21 protein-coding genes are annotated in these 22111 nt (G+C 71.7%); 11 read left to right on the plus strand and 10 right to left on the minus strand.

Annotation, left to right across the window (positions count from 1 at the left end; translation table 11 throughout):
- Window positions 1-56 precede the first annotated feature (56 nt).
- Complete coding sequence (locus ACFQRI_RS22895) at window positions 57-569, minus strand: DUF3093 domain-containing protein (RefSeq protein ID WP_380671906.1); 513 nt, start codon at window positions 567-569, stop codon at window positions 57-59.
- A gap of 24 nt (window positions 570-593) precedes the next feature.
- Between ACFQRI_RS22895 and dut the strand changes: the two genes are divergently transcribed.
- From dut to ACFQRI_RS22915, 4 genes are all read left to right on the plus strand, one after another.
- A complete protein-coding gene (dut, locus tag ACFQRI_RS22900) occupies window positions 594-1085 on the plus strand; it encodes a dUTP diphosphatase (RefSeq protein ID WP_380671907.1) in 492 nt (163 codons plus the stop codon).
- 4 nt (window positions 1086-1089) lie between these two features.
- On the plus strand, window positions 1090-1734 hold the full coding sequence (locus tag ACFQRI_RS22905) for a DUF3710 domain-containing protein (protein WP_380671909.1): 645 nt from the start codon (window positions 1090-1092) through the stop codon (window positions 1732-1734).
- 179 nt (window positions 1735-1913) lie between these two features.
- Complete coding sequence (locus tag ACFQRI_RS22910) at window positions 1914-2291, plus strand: OB-fold nucleic acid binding domain-containing protein (RefSeq protein WP_380671911.1); 378 nt, start codon at window positions 1914-1916, stop codon at window positions 2289-2291.
- Window positions 2288-2977, plus strand: coding sequence for a DUF3159 domain-containing protein (locus ACFQRI_RS22915; protein WP_380671913.1), 690 nt, complete (start codon window positions 2288-2290; stop codon window positions 2975-2977). The genes ACFQRI_RS22910 and ACFQRI_RS22915 overlap by 4 nt, the downstream gene beginning before the upstream one ends.
- Window positions 2978-3031: 54 nt before the next feature.
- Here the strand turns inward: ACFQRI_RS22915 and ACFQRI_RS22920 are convergent, their stop codons facing one another.
- Both ACFQRI_RS22920 and ACFQRI_RS22925 read right to left on the minus strand, forming a co-directional pair.
- On the minus strand, window positions 3032-3694 hold the full coding sequence (locus ACFQRI_RS22920; RefSeq protein ID WP_380671915.1) for a potassium channel family protein: 663 nt from the start codon (window positions 3692-3694) through the stop codon (window positions 3032-3034).
- Window positions 3694-4359, minus strand: a complete 666-nt coding sequence (locus tag ACFQRI_RS22925) for a potassium channel family protein (RefSeq protein WP_380671917.1) — start codon at window positions 4357-4359, stop codon at window positions 3694-3696. The genes ACFQRI_RS22920 and ACFQRI_RS22925 overlap by 1 nt, the downstream gene beginning before the upstream one ends.
- Window positions 4360-4591: 232 nt before the next feature.
- Between ACFQRI_RS22925 and ACFQRI_RS22930 the strand changes: the two genes are divergently transcribed.
- The 4 genes from ACFQRI_RS22930 (at window position 4592) to ACFQRI_RS22945 (ending at window position 10000) form a co-directional block, all read left to right on the plus strand.
- The gene (locus tag ACFQRI_RS22930; RefSeq protein ID WP_380671919.1) at window positions 4592-6616 is read left to right on the plus strand and encodes an APC family permease; all 2025 of its coding nucleotides are present in this window, start codon (window positions 4592-4594) and stop codon (window positions 6614-6616) included.
- Window positions 6613-7845: a class I SAM-dependent RNA methyltransferase gene (locus tag ACFQRI_RS22935; RefSeq protein ID WP_380671921.1), complete on the plus strand. Its 1233-nt coding sequence runs from the start codon at window positions 6613-6615 to the stop codon at window positions 7843-7845. Before ACFQRI_RS22930 ends, ACFQRI_RS22935 begins: the two co-directional genes overlap by 4 nt.
- 200 nt (window positions 7846-8045) lie before the next feature.
- Entirely contained in the window at window positions 8046-8876 is an 831-nt protein-coding gene (locus ACFQRI_RS22940) for a hypothetical protein (protein WP_380671923.1), read from the plus strand.
- On the plus strand, window positions 8873-10000 hold the full coding sequence (locus ACFQRI_RS22945) for a hypothetical protein (protein WP_380671925.1): 1128 nt from the start codon (window positions 8873-8875) through the stop codon (window positions 9998-10000). The genes ACFQRI_RS22940 and ACFQRI_RS22945 overlap by 4 nt, the downstream gene beginning before the upstream one ends.
- Before the next feature lie 18 nt (window positions 10001-10018).
- Here the strand turns inward: ACFQRI_RS22945 and ACFQRI_RS22950 are convergent, their stop codons facing one another.
- From ACFQRI_RS22950 to ACFQRI_RS22960, 3 genes are read right to left on the minus strand one after another with little or no spacing between them, the layout of a single operon-like run.
- The gene (locus ACFQRI_RS22950) at window positions 10019-11188 is read right to left on the minus strand and encodes a WXG100-like domain-containing protein (protein ID WP_380671927.1); all 1170 of its coding nucleotides are present in this window, start codon (window positions 11186-11188) and stop codon (window positions 10019-10021) included.
- Window positions 11185-11505, minus strand: a complete 321-nt coding sequence (locus tag ACFQRI_RS22955) for a WXG100 family type VII secretion target (RefSeq protein WP_380671929.1) — start codon at window positions 11503-11505, stop codon at window positions 11185-11187. Before ACFQRI_RS22955 ends, ACFQRI_RS22950 begins: the two co-directional genes overlap by 4 nt.
- On the minus strand, window positions 11502-12014 hold the full coding sequence (locus ACFQRI_RS22960; RefSeq protein WP_380671931.1) for a YbaB/EbfC family nucleoid-associated protein: 513 nt from the start codon (window positions 12012-12014) through the stop codon (window positions 11502-11504). The genes ACFQRI_RS22955 and ACFQRI_RS22960 overlap by 4 nt, the downstream gene beginning before the upstream one ends.
- A 253-nt stretch (window positions 12015-12267) precedes the next feature.
- Between ACFQRI_RS22960 and dxs the strand changes: the two genes are divergently transcribed.
- The 3 genes from dxs to ACFQRI_RS22975 all read left to right on the plus strand — a co-directional run bounded on the left by dxs (window position 12268) and on the right by ACFQRI_RS22975 (window position 16124).
- Window positions 12268-14184 carry a 1-deoxy-D-xylulose-5-phosphate synthase gene (dxs, locus tag ACFQRI_RS22965; RefSeq protein WP_380671933.1) on the plus strand — a complete coding sequence of 639 codons (1917 nt, stop codon included), beginning with the start codon at window positions 12268-12270 and terminating at the stop codon, window positions 14182-14184.
- 112 nt (window positions 14185-14296) lie between these two features.
- Window positions 14297-14983, plus strand: a complete 687-nt coding sequence (locus ACFQRI_RS22970; protein WP_380671935.1) for a response regulator transcription factor — start codon at window positions 14297-14299, stop codon at window positions 14981-14983.
- Between the two features lie 7 nt (window positions 14984-14990).
- Window positions 14991-16124 carry a sensor histidine kinase gene (locus ACFQRI_RS22975; RefSeq protein ID WP_380671937.1) on the plus strand — a complete coding sequence of 378 codons (1134 nt, stop codon included), beginning with the start codon at window positions 14991-14993 and terminating at the stop codon, window positions 16122-16124.
- A 116-nt stretch (window positions 16125-16240) separates the two neighbouring features.
- On the opposite strand, the gene ACFQRI_RS22980 is transcribed toward ACFQRI_RS22975, so the two are convergent.
- From ACFQRI_RS22980 to ACFQRI_RS22995, 4 genes are all read right to left on the minus strand, one after another.
- Window positions 16241-18337 (minus strand): 3-hydroxyacyl-CoA dehydrogenase NAD-binding domain-containing protein, encoded by a 2097-nt coding sequence (locus ACFQRI_RS22980; RefSeq protein WP_380671939.1) that lies wholly within the window; start codon window positions 18335-18337, stop codon window positions 16241-16243.
- Window positions 18334-19572 (minus strand): thiolase family protein, encoded by a 1239-nt coding sequence (locus ACFQRI_RS22985; protein ID WP_380671941.1) that lies wholly within the window; start codon window positions 19570-19572, stop codon window positions 18334-18336. The genes ACFQRI_RS22980 and ACFQRI_RS22985 overlap by 4 nt, the downstream gene beginning before the upstream one ends.
- Window positions 19573-19864: 292 nt before the next feature.
- Window positions 19865-21109 carry an HRDC domain-containing protein gene (locus ACFQRI_RS22990; protein WP_380671943.1) on the minus strand — a complete coding sequence of 415 codons (1245 nt, stop codon included), beginning with the start codon at window positions 21107-21109 and terminating at the stop codon, window positions 19865-19867.
- Window positions 21110-21204: 95 nt separating this feature from the next.
- A complete protein-coding gene (locus ACFQRI_RS22995; RefSeq protein ID WP_344128481.1) occupies window positions 21205-21921 on the minus strand; it encodes a response regulator transcription factor in 717 nt (238 codons plus the stop codon).
- Between the last annotated feature and the right edge of the window lie 190 nt (window positions 21922-22111).

Raw genomic sequence — 22111 nt, forward strand, 5'->3', positions numbered from 1 at the left:
ACCCCAGCGCACGCAGCGCTGGGGTTTCTCGCGCGAGAAGGCCGCCCCGCTCGGGCTCAGGACCGCTCGTCGAGCAGGGCCGAGCGCAGCTTCTCGGGCTTGCGGGTGCTGACCACCCAGTACGGCGTGGGGTCGTCGGGGTCGTCCAGCCAGACGCGCACCGAGGTGCGCACCCAGGAGCGGTGCACCATGAACGCCGCGGGGTCGAGGTCCGGGCCCAGCGCGCGGCGCTGCTCCCGCGCGGGGATCACCTCGACGTCCTCGACGAACCGCAGCGGCAGGTGGGCGTCGCCGACCCACAGCTCGCCGCCGGTCACCTCGATCTTGGTGCGGCCCAGCAGCAGCGGCACCGCCACCGCCAGCGGGACCAGCACGGCGTAGGGCAGCCACGCCCGCACGCCCGGGTAGCCCATGTGCACCTCGGCGGCCAGCAGCACGGCCGCGATCAGCGGCATCGGCCACGTCCACCACGAGGCGTACAGCCGCTCGCGAAACACCGAAGGCCCCTGGCCCGTCGCCTGACCGGGGGTGTCCCCGCTCATACCGGCCGCTTCCACGCTTTCCGACACGCGTTCAGGGTAGTCTCGCCGCCCGTGTCCAACGTGCAGGTCCTGCTAACCAGACTCGACCCCGACGTCCCGCTGCCCGAGTACGCCAAACCCGGCGACGCGGGCGCGGACCTCGTGACCACCACCGACGTGACCCTGCAGCCCGGGGAGCGCGCCCTGGTCGGAACCGGCATCGCCGTGGCGCTGCCGGAGGGCTACGCGGGGTTCGTGCACCCGCGCTCCGGCCTGGCCGCCAAGACGGGGTTGAGCGTGGTCAACACGCCGGGGACCGTTGATTCCGGGTACCGGGGTGAGATCAAGGTCTGCCTGATCAATCATGATCGGGTGGAACCGGTGTCGCTGCGGCGCGGTGACCGGATCGCGCAGCTCGTCGTCCAGAAGGTCGAGCACGCGGTGTTCACCGAGGTCGCCGAGCTCCCGGAGTCGCAGCGCGGCGACGGCGGGCACGGGTCCACCGGCGGTCATCAGGTGCTGGCGGCCTCGGTTTCCGAGACCGCTCACAGGACGGAGGTCTGAGGGGATGTTCAAACGGCGTCGGGGGAGGTCCAAGCACGATGAGCTCGTTACCGAGGACCAGCTGACCGAGACCGAGCAGGTCCCGGAGCGCGGCCCGTTCGACGAGAGCGAGGCGCCCGACGACGGCCTCGAACGGCTGGACCTGGGGTCGGTGCGCGTCCCGGTGCCCGACGGCGGCCAGCTGCAGGTCGAGGTCGACCCGGCCGGCCCGGTGCGCGCGGTGCACCTGGTCACGCCGGTGGGTCGGCTGACCGTGAGCGCGTTCGCCGCCCCGCGCAGCAAGGGGCTCTGGGGCGAGGTCAGCGCCGAGCTGGCCGAGCAGCTGCGCCGCGACGGCGCGAAGGTGCACACCGAGCAGGGCGAGTGGGGGCAGGAGCTCGTGGGCGACTCGCCGAAGGCGGCGCTGCGCTTCGTGGGCGTGGACGGACCGCGCTGGCTGCTGCGCGGCGTTGCCGCCGGGCCCGCCGAGTCGGCCAAGGAGTGCGCCAAGCTGCTCTACGACGTGCTCGCCGACACCGTGGTGGCCCGCGGCGAGGAGCCGATGCCGGTGCGCACCCCGCTGCCGATCGAGCTGCCGGAGGCCATCCTCCGCCACATCCAGCAGGCGCAGGAGCAGGAAGGCCAGCAGGCCCCCAACGGCCAGGTCTGACCAGCCAGGACATCCCCCGGACGGAGGACCTGTTCGGGGGATGCCGGGCAGTGGTCTGGTCCGGTCGTGGGGTGCCTCGCGAATTCCCTCCCGGGCCGGGACTTCGGGCGTCGCGGGCGGTTAGGCTGGGAAGTGCACGGGCTGCGTGGCTGCGGCCCCGAGGCGCACGGGAGCGCTAGATGAGCAAGACCGGAGGCGGTTACTGGCGTCGCCTCGTGCGAAGCCTGACCAGCGATGTGGCCGAGCTGGACGCCGACGACCTCTCCGAGCGGTCGCAGGCGAGCGGCGCGCAGCGCGCCAGCGAGTGCGAGTGCGGCAAGGAAGCCGTGGTGCTGGGCAGGGTGCGCAGCGTCGGGTTCTGCCCCAAGACTTCCGCGCCGACCCTGGAAGCCGAGCTCTACGACGGCACCGAGGGCGTGACGCTGGTGTGGTTCGGCCGTCGCCGGATCGCCGGCATCGAACCGGGCCGCGTCCTCAAGGCCCGGGGCCGAATCGCCGATAGGGATGGTCGCAAGGTCCTCTACAACCCCTACTACGAGCTGCAAAACGTCGCATGAGCGAAAACGATGCCGCGGCCCGCGGGCGGTTCTCCGCCCGCGACGACGCCGCCGACCAGCCCGCCAAGCCGGGGATGTCCGAGCAGACCTTGCTGGAGCAGATGGGCGGCATCAGCGGCCTCGCCTACTCCGCCGTGCCCATCGTCGTCTTCGTGGTGGTCAGCTCCTTCACCTCGTTGATGCCGGCGATCTGGGCGGCCATCGGGGTGGCGGTGGCCATCGCGGTGTTCCGCATGGTCCGCAAGGAACCGCTGCAGCCCGCGATCTCCGGCGTGATCGGCGTCGCGGTCTGCTCGTTCATCGCCTACCGCTCGGGGGAGACCAAGGGGTTCTTCCTGCTGGGCATCTGGACCAGCTTGATCTACGGCGGGGTCTTCCTGCTCTCGGTGGTGGCCCGCTGGCCGCTGGTGGGGGTGGCGTGGTCCGCGCTGAACGGGCTGGGCATGTCCTGGCGCAAGCAGCGCCGTGCCATGGCCGGCTACGACATCGCCACGCTGGCCTGGACCGCGGTGTTCGCCGCGAAGTACCTGGTGCAGCAGTACTTCTACATGCAGGACGAGACCGGCTGGCTGGCCGCGGCGCGCATCGTGATGGGCTATCCGCTGACCGCGCTCGCGCTGCTGGTGACGGTTTGGGCGATCCGCCGGGCGAAGAAGGTCGCCGAGGTCGAGGCCGCACCGGCGTGACGGGCAGCTCGGCCGGGAACCGCGGGCCCGGGGGCGTGCGGTTCCCGGCCCGGCTCAGGCCTCGCCGTGGATCACGGCGCTGATCTCGTCCTCGACGTTGCTGCTGGCCACGAAGAGCAGCTCGTCGCCGGCTTCCAGCGGGTCGTCGGCCTGCGGGACGATGACCCGGCCGCCGCGCAGGATCGACACCAGCGCCGCGTCCGACGGGAGCTTGAGGTCGCGGACCCGGCGTCCGGCCAGCGGCGTGTTCTGCGGGAGCGTGACCTCGACCAGGTTGGCCTGGCCCTGGCGCAGCGTCATCAGCCGCACGAGGTCGCCGACGTTGACGGCCTCCTCGACCATGGCCGCCAGCATCCGCGGCGTGGAGACCGCGACGTCCACGCCCCAGGCCTCGGTGAACAGCCACTCGTTGAGCGGGTCGTTGACCCGCGCCACCACGCGCCGGACCGCGAACTCGGTCTTGGCCAGCAGCGACACCACCAGGTTGACCTTGTCGTCGCCGGTGGCCGCGATGACCACGTCGCAGGACTGCATGCCGGCTTCCTCCAGCGAGGCCAGCTCGCAGGCGTCGGCGAGCATCCACTCCGCGCCGGGGATGGAGTTGGGCTGGTAGCTGCGCACGCTGCGCTCGATGAGCAGCACCTCGTGATCGCCCTCGAGCAGCTCCCGGGCGATGGACTGGCCGACCGCGCCGGCACCAGCGATCGCGATGCGCATTACTCGGCCTCCTCCGGTTCGCGCCCGGCCGCGGCGGTCACATCGGTGACGGTGCCGGAGAGCGCGGCCACGTAGACCGCGTCGTCGGCCTGGATGACGGTCTTGTGGTCCGGCAGCACTCCGTTGCCGAACCGCATGATGAACGCCACGCGCGCACCGGTGGCCGACTCGATCTCGAAGACCCGGCGGCCGATCCAGCCCTCGTGCAGCGGCAGCTGCAGCACCGCGACGGTGCCCGAGGGCTCGCGCCAGGCGGTGGCCACGCCCTCCGGCAGCAGCATGCGCAGGAACCGGTCGGTCGTCCACGGCACGGTGGCCACCGTGGGAATGCCCAGCCGCTGGTAGACCTCGGCCCGCTTGGGGTCGTAGATGCGGGCGACCACGTGCTCGACTCCGAAGGTCTCGCGCGCCACCCGCGCGGAGACGATGTTGGAGTTGTCCCCGTTGGACACCGCGGCGAACGCGCTCGCCCGCTCGATGCCAGCCTGGACCAGGATCTCCTGGTCGAAACCATTGCCAGTGACCTGCTGACCGCGGAAGTCCCGGTCCAGGCGGTGGAACGCCTGGGTGTCCTTGTCCACCACGGCCACGGTGTGATCGAGCCGCTGCAGTGCCGTGGCCAGGGACGCCCCGACCCGGCCGCAGCCCATGATCACCACGTGCACGACCTTGTCTCCTCGCTGCGGGTTGTGCTCTGCCTCGCGGCCTCGCCGGACGCCTGCGGACCTTACCCGCGCAGGCGGTCTTCCGGGCCGTTCGAAGCCCGTGATTGACGGGCCGGTGAACCGTACCGGGTGACGATCGCTCGGGGGAGGCCGCCGTGCCCGATGTGACTTGAGAGCAATTCACGAGCCCGCGTTGCCCGCCCCGGACGGCCTAGCACTTACGCTCTGTGCCGTGTCCAAGCTCGCAACCGCGGCCAAACGGCTGATCGTCGGCAAGCCGTTCCGCAGCGATCGTCTCTCGCACACCCTGCTGCCCAAGCGCATCGCCCTCCCGGTGTTCGCCTCCGACCCGATGTCGAGCGTCGCCTACGCACCCGAGGAGATCCTCCTGGTGCTGTCGGTGGCCGGGGTCTCGGCGTTCGCCATCAGCCCGTGGATCGGGCTGGTGGTGGCGCTGGTGATGGTGGCGGTCGTCGCCTCCTACCGGCAGAACGTGCGGGCCTACCCCTCCGGGGGCGGGGACTACGAGGTCGCCACGGTCAACCACGGGCCCCGTTGGGGGCTGATGGTGGCCAGCGCGCTGCTGGTGGACTACATCCTCACCGTGGCCGTGTCGATCTCCTCGGCCGCGGCCAACATCGGCTCGGTCATCCCGTTCGTCGCCCAGCACAAGGTGCTCTTCGCGGTCGGCGCGATCCTGCTGCTGACCGCGATGAACCTCCGGGGCATCCGCGAGTCCGGCACGGCGTTCGCCATCCCGACCTACGCGTTCGTCATCGGCGTGCTCGGCATGATCGGCTGGGGGTTCTTCCGCACCTTCGCGCTCGGCGAGGAGCTGCGCGCGGAGAGCGCCGAGTTCGAGCTCGCCCAGGAGCACCACCAGCTCGCGGGAGCGGCGTTCGCGTTCCTGATCCTGCGCGCGTTCTCCTCCGGCAGCGCGGCGCTGACCGGTGTGGAGGCCATCGCCAACGGCGTGCCCGCCTTCCGCAAGCCCAAGTCCCGCAACGCGGCCAACACGCTGGCGATGATGGGCGCCCTGGCGATCACCATGTTCCTCGGCCTGCTGATGCTGGCCCGCATCACCGGCGCGGTGGTCGCCGAGGACCCCGCGCACCAGCTGATCGGCGCGCCGGAGGGCTACGAGCAGAAGACCCTGATCGCGCAGCTGGCGGGTGCGGTGTTCGCCGGGTTCCCGCCGGGCGTGTGGTACCTGGTGTTCTTCACCGGTCTGATCCTGGTGCTGGCGGCCAACACGGCGTTCAACGGCTTCCCCGTGCTGGGTTCGATCCTGGCCCAGGACCGGTTCCTGCCCCGCCAGCTGCACACCAGGGGCGACCGGCTGGCGTTCTCCAACGGCATCCTGTTCCTGGCCTTCGGCGCGATCGTGCTGGTGTTCGCCTTCGAAGCCGAGGTGACCCGGCTGATCCAGCTCTACATCGTGGGCGTGTTCATGTCCTTCGTGCTCAGCCAGAGCGGGATGATCCGGCACTGGAACCGCCTGCTGCGCACCGAGGAGGACCCGCAGGCGCGGCGCCGGATGCGGCGCGCGCAGATGATCAACTCCTTCGGCCTGTTCATGACCGCCACCGTGCTGGTGATCGTGCTGGTCACCAAGTTCACCCACGGGGCCTGGATCGCGCTCGCGGCGATGGGCGCGATCTTCGCGCTGATGACCGCGATCCGGAAGCACTACGTGCGGGTCGCCGAGGAGCTCGCCGAGAGCGATAAGGACACCGTGCTGCCCTCCCGCAACCACGCGCTGGTGCTGGTCTCGCAGCTGCACCTGCCGACGATGCGCGCGATCGCCTATGCGCGCGCCACCCGGCCGGACGTGCTGGAGGGCGTCACGGTCAACGTCGACGACGCGGCCACCCGCGCGCTGACCGCCGAGTGGGACGCGCAGGACCTGCCCCTGCGGCTGAAGGTGCTGGAATCGCCGTACCGGGAGATCACCCGCCCGGTGCTGCAGTACGTCAAGCGCATCCGGCGGGACTCGCCGCGCGATGTGGTCACGGTGTTCATCCCGGAGTACGTCGTCGGGCACTGGTGGGAGCAGCTGCTGCACAACCAGAGCGCGCTGCGGCTCAAGAGCAGGCTGCTGTTCCAGCCGGGCGTGATGGTGACCAGCGTGCCCTGGCAGCTGGAGTCGTCGACCAGGGTGAAGGGCAAAAAGCAGCGAATCGAGTCGATGCCCGGCGCCACGCGTCGTGGCCTGGGCACCAACGGCTCCGACAGCAGTGGGGAAGGGGAACGGTGACCGATAAGCCGGACTGGACCGGTAGACGCCTGGAGGTGGAGGTCGGCCCGGTCGCGCACGGCGGCCACTGCGTGGCCCGCCACGAGGGGCGGGTGGTCTTCGTCCGGCACGCGCTGCCGGGCGAGGTGGTGCTCGCCGAGGTCACCGAGGACGCGGGCGGCGGCTTCTGCCGCGCCGACGCGGTGGAGGTCCGCACCGCGGCGCCGGGCCGGGTCGACCCGCCCTGCCCGCTGGCCGACATGGCGCTGGGCCGGGACCGCTGCGGCGGCTGCGACTTCCAGCACGCCGACGCGGGCACCCAGCGCGAGCTCAAGGCGGCGGTGCTCGCCGAGCAGCTGCAGCGCATCGCGGGCCTGGAGTGGCCGGTGACGGTGCAGGAGCTGCCGGGCGGCCCGCTGCGCTGGCGCACCCGAGCGCGGCTCGCGGTCGACCGCGGTGGCAACGCGGGCTTCCGCCCGCACCGCAGCCACCGGATCATCCCGGTGCAGGACTGCCCGATCACCGTCGAGGGCGCGGTCCCCGCGGTCGCCGACCGCCGCTGGCGGCCGGGCGCGGAGCTGACCACGGCCGTGGACGGCGCCGGCGAGCTGCACGTCACCGCGCTGGACCGCAAGCCGCAGAAGCGGCACCAGAAACCGGTGTCCCGGCAGGTCAGCGGCAGCGGTGTGGCGCACGAGGAGGTCGCCGGCCGGCGGTTCGACGTGTCCGCGCAGGGCTTCTGGCAGGTGCACCGCGCGGCTCCGGAGGTCTTCACCGAGGTCGTGGCCCGCTTCGCCGCGGCCGATCCCGGCACGACGGCCTGGGACCTCTACGGCGGGGTCGGGCTGTTCGCCGCTGGCCTGGCCGAGCAGGTCGGCCCGAGCGGATCGGTGCTGCTGGTGGAGTCGTCCAAGCGGGCGGTGGAGGACGCGCTGGGCAACCTGCGCGACCTGCCGCAGGTGGACTTCCGCGCCGGCACGGTCGAGTCGGTGCTGGCCGACGAGTCCCTGGCCGCACCCGACGTGGTCGTGCTCGACCCGCCGCGCAAGGGCGCGGGCCGCCAGGTCGTGGAGGCCATCGGCCGGCGCGGCCCGTCCCGCGTGGTGCACGTGGCCTGCGACCCGGCCGCGCTGGCCAGGGACGTCTCGCTGTTCGCCGAGCAGGGCTACGAGCTGGCCGAGCTGGAGGCCTTCGACGCCTTCCCGATGACCCACCACGTCGAAGCCATCGCCCTGCTCCGACGCGCGTGAGCCGCAGCCCCTTCGGCCGAGGTGTCCTCGTCGCGGGAAGCGCGCTGGGACTCTTCTCGAAGGGGCGTCGTCCGCTCACGGTCGGCTCGGGGTAGGCCGCGGACGAGCCGCGATGAACGCAGTCCGGACCGGCTAGGGTTGCCGCGGTTGGAGGAGGTGGCCGGTTGTTCGGTGAGGTTCCTGGGCGGGTTGATCCGCGAGTGGCCGAGGTCGTCGGACGGCGATGGGCGCGGGCGCGGACCCTGCTGTCGGTGACCTGGTTGTGGTGCGCGGCTGAGCTCGTGGTGTCGCTGCTGGCGCTGGGGTGGACCGTCCTCGCGGGTCCTGAGCTACCGCTGGTCGGGAGTCCGAAGCGAGGGGACCTGGTCGGACTGGTTTTCGTCGCCCTGCTGGTGCTGCTTCCCATGCCGCTGGCTTCTTGGGCCGGTAGGCGCGCCGCCGACGGGATCGACTGGCGACTCAAACCGGACGGCTGGTTGATGTACGGGGCCCTCGTGGGGTTCGCGCAGGCGCTGGGACTCTGCCTGGCGATCATCTACTCCCCGGTGCCGCTGTGGGCGCGCATCCTCGCGGGCGTGGTCGGATTCGCCGTCCCGCTGTTGGCGACGTTCATGGCTCGGCGAGTGATCCTTGCCGAGCCGTTGCGGGAGATCGGTGGGACCGAGTTCGCCGTGGTGAAATCGCTGCGGTCCCCGCAAGGCGGGGACGAGGACTCCGTAAAGATTCTCGGCGACTCGATGCGCCTGTCGGTGCGCACGGCTGCCGGGCGACCCGCGGCGCAGGCGTCGACCAAGGACATCGCGCTGGCCGACATCACCGGGATCGGGATGCGGCCGAGCCGTCCTGCGGACGGAGCGTGGGCTCAGCTCGCCGACGGCCGGGGCGCTTCTCTCCCGGAGGGCGACGTCGTCGTGATCCGAACCCGCAGCGAGACCCAGCTCCTTCCTGCCGATCCCGACCTCGCCGAATTCCTGCGGGCTCGCGCAGCTCTCCACGGCGGAGAACCCGCACGCATCGAGGACTGGACATGACCGAGCACATCCCGGAAGTCCTTCCGGCACCGCCCGAGACGGGCAACGAGTCCAGACAGGTGGGAGGGCAGCGGAGCGCGGCTCCGGACACCGTTCCCGGCCGCCGGTGGCAGGCCTTCGCACTCGGGGCCGCTGCGGTGGTGGTGATCCCGGTCGGCTTCGTGCTGTGGGGAATGCGCGAGCTGGAAGTTGGTACCGGGATCGCCGGCCTGGTGGGAATCGCCGTCGCGACCACCGCGTGGCTGACCGATGCGCGCACGCCCCGGCGCTGGGCCGGGTGGGCACTGCTGGCCGCGCTCTCGGCCACCTACGTGGACCTCGGGTTCGCGCCGGCAGGACTGCTCGCGCTCGTCGCGGTGGTCGCGTGTCCGCTGCTGGCAGCGGCGGCGCACCGGCGCTTCACCGCACCGGGTTTCGACCTGGCGGAGATGGACGTCGAGGTCGGCTTCCAGATCTACCGCCACCAGTCGGCGAGCTTGCGGATCGGCCGCGATCGCGCCGTTCTCGCGCTCAAGCGCATGGCAGGTGGTGGCCATGTCGATCAGGCGGTTCCGCTGTCCGAGGTTTCGCTCGCCCAACCCGGTGAAATCGTCGGCGGCGGTTCTTGGCCACTGCCCGGAACGACGGCGGTACGGCTCGTCGAAGGGCCCGCCGTGCGGCTCGTCGCCGGGAAGCAGCAGTGGATCGTCAACGTCGAGGATCCGCGGTTGGTCGCTGCGATCCTGCGCAGGCGGCAGACCGCGGCCTGGTCGCAGCGGACCGGGCCGCAGGACCTCCGCTCCTGGCACGCGTTGCGCAAGTGGGCCGTGGCTCGGACCACGACCTACCGCAACGGTAGGAAGGCCCAGTCCTACCGCGCGTTCCGACCCCTGGTCGGCTTCTTCTTCGGCGTGCTCGGCCTGATGTTGCTTACGAAGTTGATCGCCGGTGGCGGTTCGGCGCCGAGCATGTGGCTCGCGGCCTCGGCCATGCTGCTCGTCGGCGCGTCCTTCGTGATCAGCTGGTTGAGGTCGGGTGCGCGACTGGCCTTCGCCGAACTCCAGTCGTTGCCGCCGAACAGCCCGGCCTGGGGCGATCCGCGCCCCGAAGTCGCCCCGGTACCGGGATGGCGGCCCTGGAGCTGACTGCGGGCCGACCGGGGCTCAGCGCGGCCCGTCCGGCAGATCCAGCTCCTCCGGGGCTTCCTGCTGCTGGGCACCGACTTCTCCGGTGGCGTTGTTGTTGACGTTGTTCGGCCCGCCATCGACCTCGGCGTGCTGGCCGACCGACGAGGAGTTGACGTCGTTCCGGTAGGGGGAGTCCACGTTGGCGCCGACCACGGAACCTTCCTCGGTCTCGAAGCGCCATCCCTGGTTGTTGGCACCGGACACCCACTCGCCGCCGTCGCTGCTCGGGCCGCGGCCGTTTCCCTCCCAGGTCGTGTGGAGGCCTTCGTGGCGGCTCTGCATCCCGCCCACCGCTCCGCCGATTCCACCCGAGATGGCGCCGGAGGTGATGTCGTTGGTTCCCGGAGCCTCGCCGTGCATGCCCTGGTTGATGGCGTTGCCGAGCACCCCGGAGATCGAACCGCGCGCCGCGCCGTAGGCGGCGGCCTCGGTGAAGTTCTTGGTCGCGTTGCCCATCAGGTCCTTGCCGATGTGCTGACCGACGCCGGGGGCGACACCGTCCACCAGGCCACCCGCCAGACCGGCCGCGACACCCGAAACCGCCGCGTTGCCGGTGTTGGAACCGTCCCAGCTCTGCCGGTCGCCCTTGGCGAATTGCACGCCCTGGATCGCGGCGTCCACACCGACGTTGATGGCCACGTTCACCACGACCTGCTCGGCGATCTTGGTCAGCAGTTGCTGGAAGAACGTGCGCACCGTGAGCTGGGTTGCTGCTTGGGCGATGGGGACGCCTGCGGTGCTGGCGCCGAGGGTGGCCACCGCCGAGGCGATCATCGCGGCGATCTGGGCGGCGAGGATGATCAGCGCGGCGATGATGCTGAGCTTGGTGTACTCGACCTCCAGGGCGGCCTTGTCGGCGCCCTCGCCGAGGGCTTCGCAGAGCTTCTGCAGCTCCGGGAGGTGACCTTCGCCGCTGGTGAAGTCCTTCATGAACTTCTCGAAGGCGTCGTGGGTCTGGCCCTGCATGGTGGCCAGCGCGGCCTGCACGGCGCCCTCGGTCTCGGAGAGGACCTCGCCGACGTCGACGCCGCACTGCGTCCAGGCCTCGGCGACGCGGCGCATCGCGTCCTCGTCGCCCTCGGGCCAGTTCGCGCCGACCACGATCGGGAAGAGCCAGCTGACCTCGCCGGGGATCTCGATGCTCATGCCCGGCCCCCAGCGCTGTTGATCCCGTCGGCGTTGCGCGCGTCGTCCTCGTCCCAGGTGCGGGCGGTGGCGTCGAGCTCGCCGCGCACCTGGTGCAGCGCCTTGGCCAGCGCTTTCAGGCCTTCGGTGCCGTTGTCGGCGCCGGGCTGGTAGTCCTTGGCGAAGGTCTGCCCGGCCTCGTCGGCGCCCCAGCAGGCGCCCTCGGCCTGCAGGGCGCCGTTGAGCTTGTCCAGCGCGGTCTTGAGCGCGTCCGACGCGCTGTCGAACTTCGGGGAGGCGCCGCGCAGTTTCTCGGGGTGTACGTCGAAGCCGCTCACCACTGATCCTTCCGGAACCGGGACCGGGGTTCGAAGTCGTCCCAGTCGTCGTCATCCGGCGCGTTGGACGCGGCGGGGGTGGTGTTCGGTTCCGGGACGCCCGGGGCTTCCGGGATGAGGCCCTTCAGCGACGGCGCCTCGGGGAACAGGTCCGGCAGGTCGGGCACGTCCTGCTGCACCGGGGCCATCGCCGCGTCGGCCTGCGCGCGGGCGTCGCGCGCCGCGGCCTGCGCGGCCTCGGTGAAGCTCGCGGCCAGCTTGTCCGGGGCGGAGCTGCGGAAGGCCGACTGCGAGATCCGGGTGGCGGTGACGACTCCGGCGGTGTTGACCTCCACGGTCACCAGGCCGTCGGCCGAGGTCGCCGCCCCGGTGGCCGCCAGCGCCGCGGCCTGCGCCTCCTGCAGCTGCGCGGTCTGCTCCCGCAGGCCGTCGAGCAGCGAGTTCATCTGCTCGCGCATGGCCGCGTTGCGGGCGGCGAGCTCGTCGTTGCGTCCGTTCCGAGCAGTCATCTTTCCTCCCGACTCGTCGGCTGAAGGTACAACACCGCCACCCGAGTGGTACTGCGAACGCCGATGCGACTTCGGTGGCGATGAGTGGTCGGCGCGCACGATCCGGCATCGCCGCAGGTGTCCAACCGCACCCGGTCGCCGCATGGCCGCTCCGTAGACTGGGGCGCACTATGCAAACGGTGGCGGAGCCAGGTTGCCGGCCAGGCCCCGGCATTGCGAACAGCCCGACCGGCACGACAAGCGAGGTGGAACGGTGACGCTGCTGGGGTCCGTGCGCAGTCCGGGCGACGTCAAACGCCTGGCGCACCCTGAGCTGGAGCGACTTGCCGAGGAGATCAGGCAGTTCCTGATCCAGAAGGTCTCTCGCACCGGCGGGCACCTGGGCCCGAACCTCGGTGCGGTGGAGCTCACTCTGGCGCTGCACCGGGTGTTCGACTCCCCGAACGACGCGCTGCTGTTCGACACGGGTCACCAGGCCTACGTGCACAAGATGATCACCGGGCGCCAGGACGGCTTCGATCAGCTGCGCAAGCGGGAGGGCCTCTCCGGCTACCCGTCGCGCGCCGAGAGCGAGCACGACTTCATCGAGAACAGCCACGCCTCGACGGCGCTGTCCTACGCCGACGGGCTGGCCCGCTCGTTCCAGCTCACCGGTGAGCAGCGGCACGCGGTGGCGGTCGTCGGCGACGGCGCGCTCACCGGCGGGATGTGCTGGGAGGCGTTGAACAACATCGCCGCCGACCCGGAGCGGCCGGTGGTGATCGTCGTCAACGACAACGGCCGCTCCTACGCGCCGACCATCGGCGGGCTCGCCGAGCACCTGGCGGCGCTGCGGCTCAACCCGAGCTACGAGAAGGCCCTGGAGAGCGGCAAGCGCACCCTGCGCAACCTGCCGGTGGTGGGCCGCTCGCTCTACACCGGCCTGCACGCGGCCAAGAGCGGCATCAAGGACGCGATCAGCCCGCAGGTGATGTTCTCCGACCTGGGCATCAAGTACCTGGGCCCGGTGGACGGCCACGACGTGAAGGCCGTGGAGTACGCGCTGCAGATGGCCAAGTCCTTCGGCGGCCCGGTGATCGTGCACGCGGTCACCCGCAAGGGCAACGGGTTCGCGCCGGCGGAGAACGACGAGGCCGAGCAGATGCACCAGGTCAAGGTCATCGACCCGGAGAGCGGCCTGCCGAAGAAGCCGCTGCCGAAGAGCTGGACCGACGCCTACTCCGACGAGCTGGTCGCCATCGGCGCCGAGCGCCCGGACGTCGTGGCCATCACCGCCGCGATGCTGGGTCCGACGGGGCTGCAGAAGTTCGCCGACGCCTACCCGGAGCGCTGCTTCGACGTGGGCATCGCCGAGCAGCACGGCATGACCTCGGCGGCGGGCCTGGCCATGGGCGGGCTGCACCCGGTGTTCGCGGTGTACTCGACGTTCCTCAACCGGGCCTTCGACCAGCTGCTGATGGACGTGGCGCTGCACAAGCAGCCGGTCACCGTGACCCTGGACCGCTCGGGGATCACCGGCGACGACGGCGCCAGCCACAACGGCATGTGGGACCTGTCCATCCTGGGCGTGATCCCGGGCATCCAGGTGGCCGCGCCGCGCGACGAGGTGACCCTGCGCGAGGAGCTGCGCGAGGCCGTGGCCGTCGACGACGGGCCCACGGTGCTGCGCTTCTCCAAGGGCTCGGTGATCGAGCAGGTCCCGGCCGTGCAGCGCACCGGCGGGGTCGACGTGCTGCGCGCGGGCGAGCGCGGGGACGTGCTGCTGCTGGCCGTCGGCGCGTTCGGCAAGCTCGCGGTGGCCGCGGCCGACCGGCTGGCCGCCCAGGGGGTCGGCGTGACCGTCGTCGACCCGCGCTGGGTGGTGCCGGTGCCGGACAGGGTCGTCGAGCTGGCCGCGGACTACCGGCTGGTGGTCACCCTGGAGGACTGCGGCAGGCACGGCGGCTTCGGCTCCTCGCTGGCCGCGCGGCTGCGCGACGCCGAGATCGACGTCCCGCTGCGCGACCTGGCGGTGCCCAACGAGTTCCTGAACCACTCCTCGCGCGACGAGGTGCTCGCCGATCTGGGCCTGACCGAGGCCGGCATCGCCGAGCGGGTCAACGGCTGGCTGGCCGGGCGTCGCGGCGCCCAGCTCCGGGTCGCCCCGGAGGCCGAGGCCGCCAACAGCTGACGGTCGGACCTGCGGGCCGCGCGCTGGGTCGGCGCGCGGCCCGCAGGCGTTTCCGGCGGCCCGCCGGGTCGATCTCGGTCGCCGCGCGCACCGGGTGTGGCAGGGTGGGCGTGTGCGAGTGCTGGTCGTGGAGGACGAGAAGCCGCTGGCCGATGCGGTGGCCCGTGGCCTGCGGCGGGACGGGATGGCCGTGGACGTCGCCTACGACGGCGAGAGCGGCCAGGAGAAGACCGCGATCACCCGCTACGACGTCGTGGTGCTCGACCGGGACCTGCCGCTGATGTCCGGCGACGAGCTGTGCGGTCAGCTGATGTCCTCCGGCGAGCTGACCCGGGTGATCATGCTCACCGCCTCCGGCGCGGTGGAGGACCGGGTCGAGGGCCTGTCCCTGGGCGCCGACGACTACCTCGCCAAGCCCTTCGCCTTCCCCGAGCTCATCGCGCGGGTGCGCGCGCTGGGGCGCCGCGCCACGCCCGCGCAGCCGCCGCTGCTGACCGCCGAGGACCTGGAGCTGGACCCGGCCAAGCGGATCGTGCGCCGGTCGGCGGGCGAGATCGACCTGACCCGCAAGGAGCTGGGCGTGCTGGAGGTGCTGCTCACCGCTTCGGGCGCGGTGGTCAGCTCCGAGGAGCTGCTCGAACGGGTCTGGGACGAGAACGCCGACCCGTTCACCACCACGGTGCGGGTCACCATGATGTCGCTGCGCAAGAAGCTCGGCGAGCCCGGCATCATCGAGACCGTGGTCGGCGCGGGCTACCGGGTTCCCTCGGCAGCGCGCACCGGATCTTCCCGGGACTAGGTCGGCGATGGGCTCGTTCGCGCGTCGCGGCCCGGGGTTGCGGGTCCGGTTGACCCTGCTGGCGACCGCGCTGGTCGCGGTGGTCAGCGGGTTGCTGCTGTGGCTGGGCTGGGTCCTCGTGGGCAACGTGGTCGCCGCGGTGCCGCAACTGCCCGAGGGAACCAGCGTGCGGGTGGGCGGCGTGGACGTGCCCGCCGAGCTGCTCGGCGCGGCGCTGCGCGATTCGGCGCGCAGGCAGGTGCTGACCATCGGCGGGTTCGCGTTCGTGGCCGTGGTGGCCGCGGGAGCCCTGCTGGCGTGGCTGGTCACCGGCCGGGTGCTGCGACCGCTGCAGGAGGTCACCGACACCGCGCGCAGGCTCTCCGCCGAGTCGCTGGACGAGCGGATCGAGCTCGGCGGCCCGCGCGACGAGGTCGCCCGGCTGGCCGACACCTTCGACGCGATGCTCGACCGGTTGCAGGCCGCCTTCGACGCGCAGCGCCGGTTCGTGGCCAACGCCAGCCACGAGCTGCGCACCCCGCTGTCGGTGATCCGCACCGAGCTGGACGTGACCCTGTCCGATCCGAACGCCGACGAGGCCGAGCTGCGCCGGATGGCCGACGTGGTCCGGGAGGCCACCGCCCGGGCCGAGCGCCTCGTGGAGGCGTTGCTGCTGCTGGCCCGCACCGAGGGCGTCGAGCTGGCGGTGCGCGAGCCGGTGGACCTCACCGAGGTCGTGACGCGCGCGCTGAAGGTGGTCGAGCCGGAGGCGGGGCGGCGCGGGCTGCGGGTGAGCAGCTGCGCCGAACCGGCCTGGGCCGTCGGCGACCCGGCGCTGCTGGAACGGGTCGCGGGCAACCTGCTGGAGAACGCGGTCCGGCACAACGTCGACGGCGGGTGGATCGAAGTCAGCACCGGTACCGACCACGGCTGGACCTGCCTGCGGGTGAGCTCCTCGGGGGCGCAGATCCACGAGACCGAGGTCGAGACCCTCTTCGAACCCTTCCGCCGCTCCGGTTTGGAGCGCACCGCCCGGAACGGCACCGGCCTCGGCCTGTCCATCGTCCAGGCGGCCACCAACGCCCACCACGGCCACCTCAGAGCCGCCCCGATCCCCACCGGTGGCCTGACGATCACGGTCCAGCTCCCCGCGGCGCCGTAGCAGCCGCTCCGCGCGCCGGTGTTCGGCCGGGCGTGGGGTGATCCGCGCGGTGCCTGGCGGGCGCAGCAGAACGGGGGCCGGAACACCGTTCCGACCCCCGCCGCGTCGTCCTCGGATCAGGCGGGCAGCGAGGCCGCGCCCGGCTCCAGGAAGCGCTTGCCGTTGACCTTCTCGGACACGCCGGCGCGGTCCAGGTACGGCGTGATGCCGCCCAGCCAGAACGGCCAGCCGGCGCCGAGCAGCATGCACAGGTCGATGTCCTGCGCCTCGGCGACCACGCCCTCGTCGAGCATGATCCGGATCTCCTCGGCCAGCGCGTTGAGCGCCCGCTCGCGGACCTGCTCGGTGGTCGACGGGTCGTCGCCCTGCTCCCACAGCTCGGCGACCTCGGGGTCGACGACGGTGTTGCCGGACTCGTCGAAGGTCCACACCGCGGTCTTGCCCGCGTCGACGAACTTCTGCAGGTTGTCGCTCAGCCCGAAGCGGTCCGGGTAGGCCTCGTGCATGGTGCCGTTGACGTGCTGCGCCACGGCCGGGCCGACCAGCTGCAGCAGCACCATCGGGCTCATCGGCAGGCCCAGCGGCTCCAGGGCGTTGTCGGCCACCTCGAACGGGGTGCCCTCGTCGACGCTGGCGATGACCTCGCCCATGAAGCGGGTCAGCAGCCGGTTGACCACGAACGCCGGGGCGTCGGAGACCAGCACGCAGGACTTCTTGAGCTGCTTGCCCACCTGGAAGGCGGTGGCCAGCGCCGCGTCGTCGGTCTTCTCGCCGCGCACGATCTCCAGCAGCGGCAGCACCGCGACCGGGTTGAAGAAGTGGAAGCCGACGACCCGCTCCGGGTTCTTCAGCTTCGAGGCCATCTCGGTGATCGACAGCGACGAGGTGTTGGTCGCCAGGATCGCCTCGGGGGACACGTGCTCCTCGACCTCGGCGAAGACCTGCTGCTTGAGCGACATCTTCTCGAAGACCGCTTCGATGACGAAGTCGGCGTCGGCGAAGGCCTTCTTGTCCAGCTCGCCGGACACCAGGCCCTTGAGCTTGTTCACCCCGTCCGGCGAGAGCCTGCCCTTGTCGGCGAGCTTGTCGATCTCGCCGTGGATGTAGGCCACGCCCTTGTCGATGCGCTCCTGGTCGATGTCGGTGATGACCACCGGCACCTCGAGGCGGCGCACGAACAGCAGCGCCAGCTGACCGGCCATCAGACCGGCGCCGACGACGCCGACCTTGGACACCGGGCGGGCCAGCGACTTGTCCGGCGCGCCCGCCGGCTTCTTGGCCCGCTTCTGGGTCAGGTCGAACGAGTACAGGCCCGCGCGCAGCTCGTCGGACATCAGCGCGTCGGTCAGCGCCTGGGTCTCGGCCGCGTAGCCGGCGTCCAGGTCGTTGTTCCGCGCCAGGTCGATGAGCTCGACGGTCTTGGTCACCGCGGGGGAGGCGCCGTGGGTCTTGGACTCCACGATCTCCTTGGCGCGGGCCACGGCGTCGTCCCAGGCCTTGCCCCGGTCGATCTCCGGGCGCTCGACGGTCTTCTCGCCGTTGACCACGCGGACCAGCCAGCGCACCGACTCCTCGAGGAAGTCCGCGCCCTCCAGCAGCTCGTCGAAGATGCCCAGCTTCAGGCCCTTCGTCGGGTTGAGCATGCGGTTCTGGGCCAGCGCGTTCTCGATGATCACCGTCACCGCGGCGTCCGGGCCGATCAGGTTCGGCAGCAGCTGGGTGCCGCCCCAGCCCGGGAACAGGCCCAGGTAGCACTCCGGGAACGCGATCGCGCCGGCGTTCGAGGCGACCGTGCGGTAGTGGCAGGACAGCGCCAGCTCCAGGCCGCCGCCCAGCGCCGCACCGTTGACGAACGCGAAGGTCGGGACCTTCGACTCGGTCAGCCTGCGGAACACGTCGTGACCGGTCTGCGCGATGGCCTCGGCGTGCTCGCGCTGCGAGACCTGGCCGACGCCGGAGAGGTCGGCGCCGACGGCGAACACGAACGGCTTGCCGGTGACCGCGATCGCGGCGGGCTCGGCCGCGAAGGCCTCGTCCAGCGCGCTGTTGAGGCTGGTCAGACCGGCCGGGCCGAAGGTGGACGGGCGGGTGTGGTCGTGCCCGTTGTCGATGGTGATGAGCGCCAGCTCGCCGTTCAGGCCGGGAACGTCGACGAGGCGGGTGTACGCCTTGGTCACGACCTCGTCGGGGAACAGCGCCGCGAAGTCAGTCACTGCTGGCCTCCGTTGTAGTTCGGGTTCTCCCAGATGACCGTGCCGCCCATGCCGAAGCCGATGCACATGGTCGTGATGCCGTAGCGGACCTCGGGGTGCTCGGCGAAGTGCCGCGAGAGCTGGGTCATCAGCCGCACGCCGGAGGAGGCCAGCGGGTGACCGCAGGCGATCGCGCCGCCCCACGGGTTGACCCGCTCGTCGTCGTCGGCGATGCCGAAGTGGTCCAGGAAGGCCAGCACCTGCACGGCGAAGGCCTCGTTGATCTCGAACAGGCCGATGTCGTCGATGCTCAGCCCGGCGCGCTCCAGCGCCTTCTCCGTGGCGGGCACCGGGCCCACGCCCATGACCTCGGGGTCCACGCCGGCGAAGGCGTAGCCGACCAGCCGCATGCCGACCGGCAGGCCCAGCTGCTCGGCGGTCTCGGCGTCGGCCAGCAGCGCGCCGGTGGCGCCGTCGTTCAGGCCCGCGGCGTTGCCCGGGGTGACCCGGCCGTGCGGGCGGAACGGCGTCTTCAGGCCCGCCAGGTCCTCGGTGGTGGTGCCCGGGCGCGGCGGCTCGTCGGTGGTGGACAGGCCCCAGCCCTCCTCGGACCGGGTGGAGACCGGAACCAGGTCGGGGGAGATCTTGCCCGCCCGCACCGCGGCGTCGTAGCGGTCCTGGCTCAGCACCGCGTAGGAGTCGGTGCGCTCCTTGGTCAGGTGCGGGAACCGGTCGTGCAGGTTCTCCGCGGTCGAGCCCATGACCAGGGCGGACGGGTCGACGAGCTTGTCCGAGACGAACCGCGGGTTGGGGTCGACGCCCTCGCCCATCGGGTGGTTGCCCATGTGCTCGACGCCGCCGGCGATGACCACGTCGTAGGCACCGAAGGCGATGCCGCTGGAAACGGTGGTCACGGCGGTCATGGCGCCGGCGCACATCCGGTCGATGGCGAAGCCGGGGACCGACTTGGGCAGCCCGGCCAGCAGCGCCGCGCTGCGGCCGATGGTCAGGCCCTGGTCGCCGATCTGCGTGGTCGCGGCGATGGCGACCTCGTCGATGCGCTCCGCGGGAAGGTCCGGGTTGCGCCGCAGCAGCTCGCGGATGACCTTGACGACCATGTCGTCCGCGCGGGTCTGGGCGTACTGGCCCTTGGAACCGGCCTTGCCGAACGGCGTGCGTACGCCGTCGACGAAGACCACGTCCCGAACCGCTTGGCGGCTGCGGCTGTCGGCAGGTGCCGACGCAGGTGCGGCCACGGCGTGCTCCTCACTGGCTTGGTGGATGATGCTCGGCCGGGCCCCGCGACTGGCGGTTGCTTACCGGCCGGTAACCGCACTCTAGCGCTCATTACCCGCTGGTAACCACGCACCCGCCCATGTCGGCTGTCTCACATGTTGATCGGGCTCCGGCCGCCCCGGATCTTTCCGCAAGCAGCACGTCGGCGCCGGGCGGCGAGCGGCGCCGGCCTCCGTCGGGAAAAGTCCAGGCTCCACCGGCGGAGCCTGGACTTTTCCCGACGGAACGAGCACACCCCTCGGGGGCCGGTGCTCACTCGGGGGTGGCGTGCAGGGCCTCGCTGAGGGCCGGGGCGGTCAGCCCGATCTGCCACTCGCGGGCGCCCTTGGCGCGCAGCAGCTCGGCGACTCCCTCGACGCTGCGGTCCTCCGGCGGGCTCCAGCAGGTTCGGCGCACCAGGTCCGGCAGCAGCAGGTTCTCCTGCGGCAGCCCGTTCTCCTCGGCGATGGCCGACAGCGCCGCGCGCGCGGCCTGCAACCGGGCCGCCGCCGCGGGCTCCCGGTCCGCCCACCGATTGGTCGGCGGAGGTCCGTCGTTGGGCTGGGAGGAGGCGGGCAGCTCGGCGTTGTCCAGGCGGCGCGCCGAGCGCAGCGCCTGCAACCACATCGAGGCCCTCCTGCGCTGGTGCCGCCCGCCGAAGACGGGCAGCGCGACGAGCTCGGCCTCGCTGCGGGGGTTGGCCTGGGCCGCCGTGATGATCGAGGAGTCCGGCAGCACCCGGCCGGGCGCGAGGTCGCGCTCGCGGGCGAACTCGTCGCGGGTCTGCCACAGCGCGCGCACGGCCGCCAGCTGGCGGGGGCTGCGCACCTTGTGGATGCCCGAGGTGCGGCGCCACGGTTCGGCGCGCGGGGGAGCGGGTTCGGCGGTCCGGACCGCCTCGAACTCCTCGATGGCCCACTCCAGCTTGCCCTGCTCGCCGAGCACGGCGTGCATGGCGTCGCGCAGCTGGACCAGCAGCTCGACGTCCAGCGCCGCGTAGACCAGCCAGTCCTCGGGCAGCGGGCGCTTCGACCAGTCGGCCGCGCTGTGGCCCTTCTCCAGCTGGTAGCCGAGCACGCGCTCCACGAGGGCGCCCAGCGAGACGCGTTCGAACCCGGCCAGCCGACCGGCCAGCTCGGTATCGAACAACCGCGCCGGGCGCAGGTCGAGCTCGGCCAGGCACGGCAGGTCCTGGGACGCCGCGTGCAGCACCCACTCGGTGTCGGCGAGCGCCGTCACCAGCGGGCCCAGCTCGCCGTCCAGCGCGATCGGGTCGACCAGCGCGGTGCCCGCGCCTTCCCGGCGCAGCTGCACCAGGTACGCGCGTTGCGAGTACCGGTATCCCGAGGCGCGCTCGGTGTCGACGGCGACCGGTCCGGTGCCCGCGGCCAGCGTTTCCGCTGCCGCGGCCAGCGCATCCGGTGTGTTCACCACCGGCGGTACGCCGTCTGCGGGTTCGGTCAGCAACACCGGCTCCGGGCGGCCGGATCCGACGGTCTCGGGGCTTGCGGCTTCCACGGCTAACAGACCTTACGTGCTTTGCCTTCGCCGTGGGGCCGGTCACCCGAGCTTCGTCGATCCGGCCGCACCGGTGCAGGTGCGTTGACGATCGCTCAGCGGATCACGCCGGCCCGCATGGCCAGCGCGACCATCTGCGCGCGATCGCCGGTGCCCAGCTTGCGCCCGATCCGCGACAGGTGGGATTTCACCGTGAGCGCGGACAGGTTCAGGGCTTCGCCGATCTCCTTGTTGGAGCGGCCATCGGCCACCAACTGGAGAACTTCGACCTCACGCCCGGACAGCTCGCGCGGGGTGTTGTCGGTTCCCGGCACGCGGGTGCCGGCGGCGAGCACCGGAGCCACGCTGGGATCGGCGTACACCCCGCCGTCGAGCACGCGGCGCACGCCGTCGGTGACCACCATGGGCGAGGCCGACTTCAGCAGGTACGCCTGAGCGCCTGCCTGGAAGGCGGCCCGGACCGCATAGGGGTCATCGGACGAAGCGAGCACCACGATCCGCGGCCAGCCCTGGCTCCGGAGTTCGGTGACCAGTTCGATCCCGGTCCCGTCCGGGAGTCCGAGATCGAGGATCGCGAGGTCGCACGGACCGGTCGCCAGGGCGCGAGCCCTGGCTTCGGCCATGGATGCGGCCTCGTGCACCGTGCCGGCGCCCATCTGCAGCAGCCGGGAGGAGATGGCCTCCCGGAGCAGCGGATGGTCGTCCACCACGAGCACCGTGAACAGCTCTTCCCGCGGGTGCGGGACCATGTTGGCCGGCAACGCGCCGGCAGGCGTGGTTCGAGCGGCCTGACCTAAGCCGACGGCAGCCACGTCACTACCTCCCTGGAGTCGGTCGTGCCCCCCGACCGGCACCGGGACTCTCGACCAATCAGCCGCGCCACTGATCGACCGAAAGTGGTGTCGTCGGGGGCAGCCTAACCGCCCAAGCGGGTCAGCGGGACGATCAATTGGGTATCTATCCCGATCGAGTTGTGACGAGTGTGGTCTTTCTTCGCCCTTT

This window comes from Saccharopolyspora griseoalba (assembly GCF_042665275.1).
In the GTDB taxonomy this organism is placed as follows: Bacteria; Actinomycetota; Actinomycetes; order Mycobacteriales; family Pseudonocardiaceae; genus Saccharopolyspora; species Saccharopolyspora griseoalba.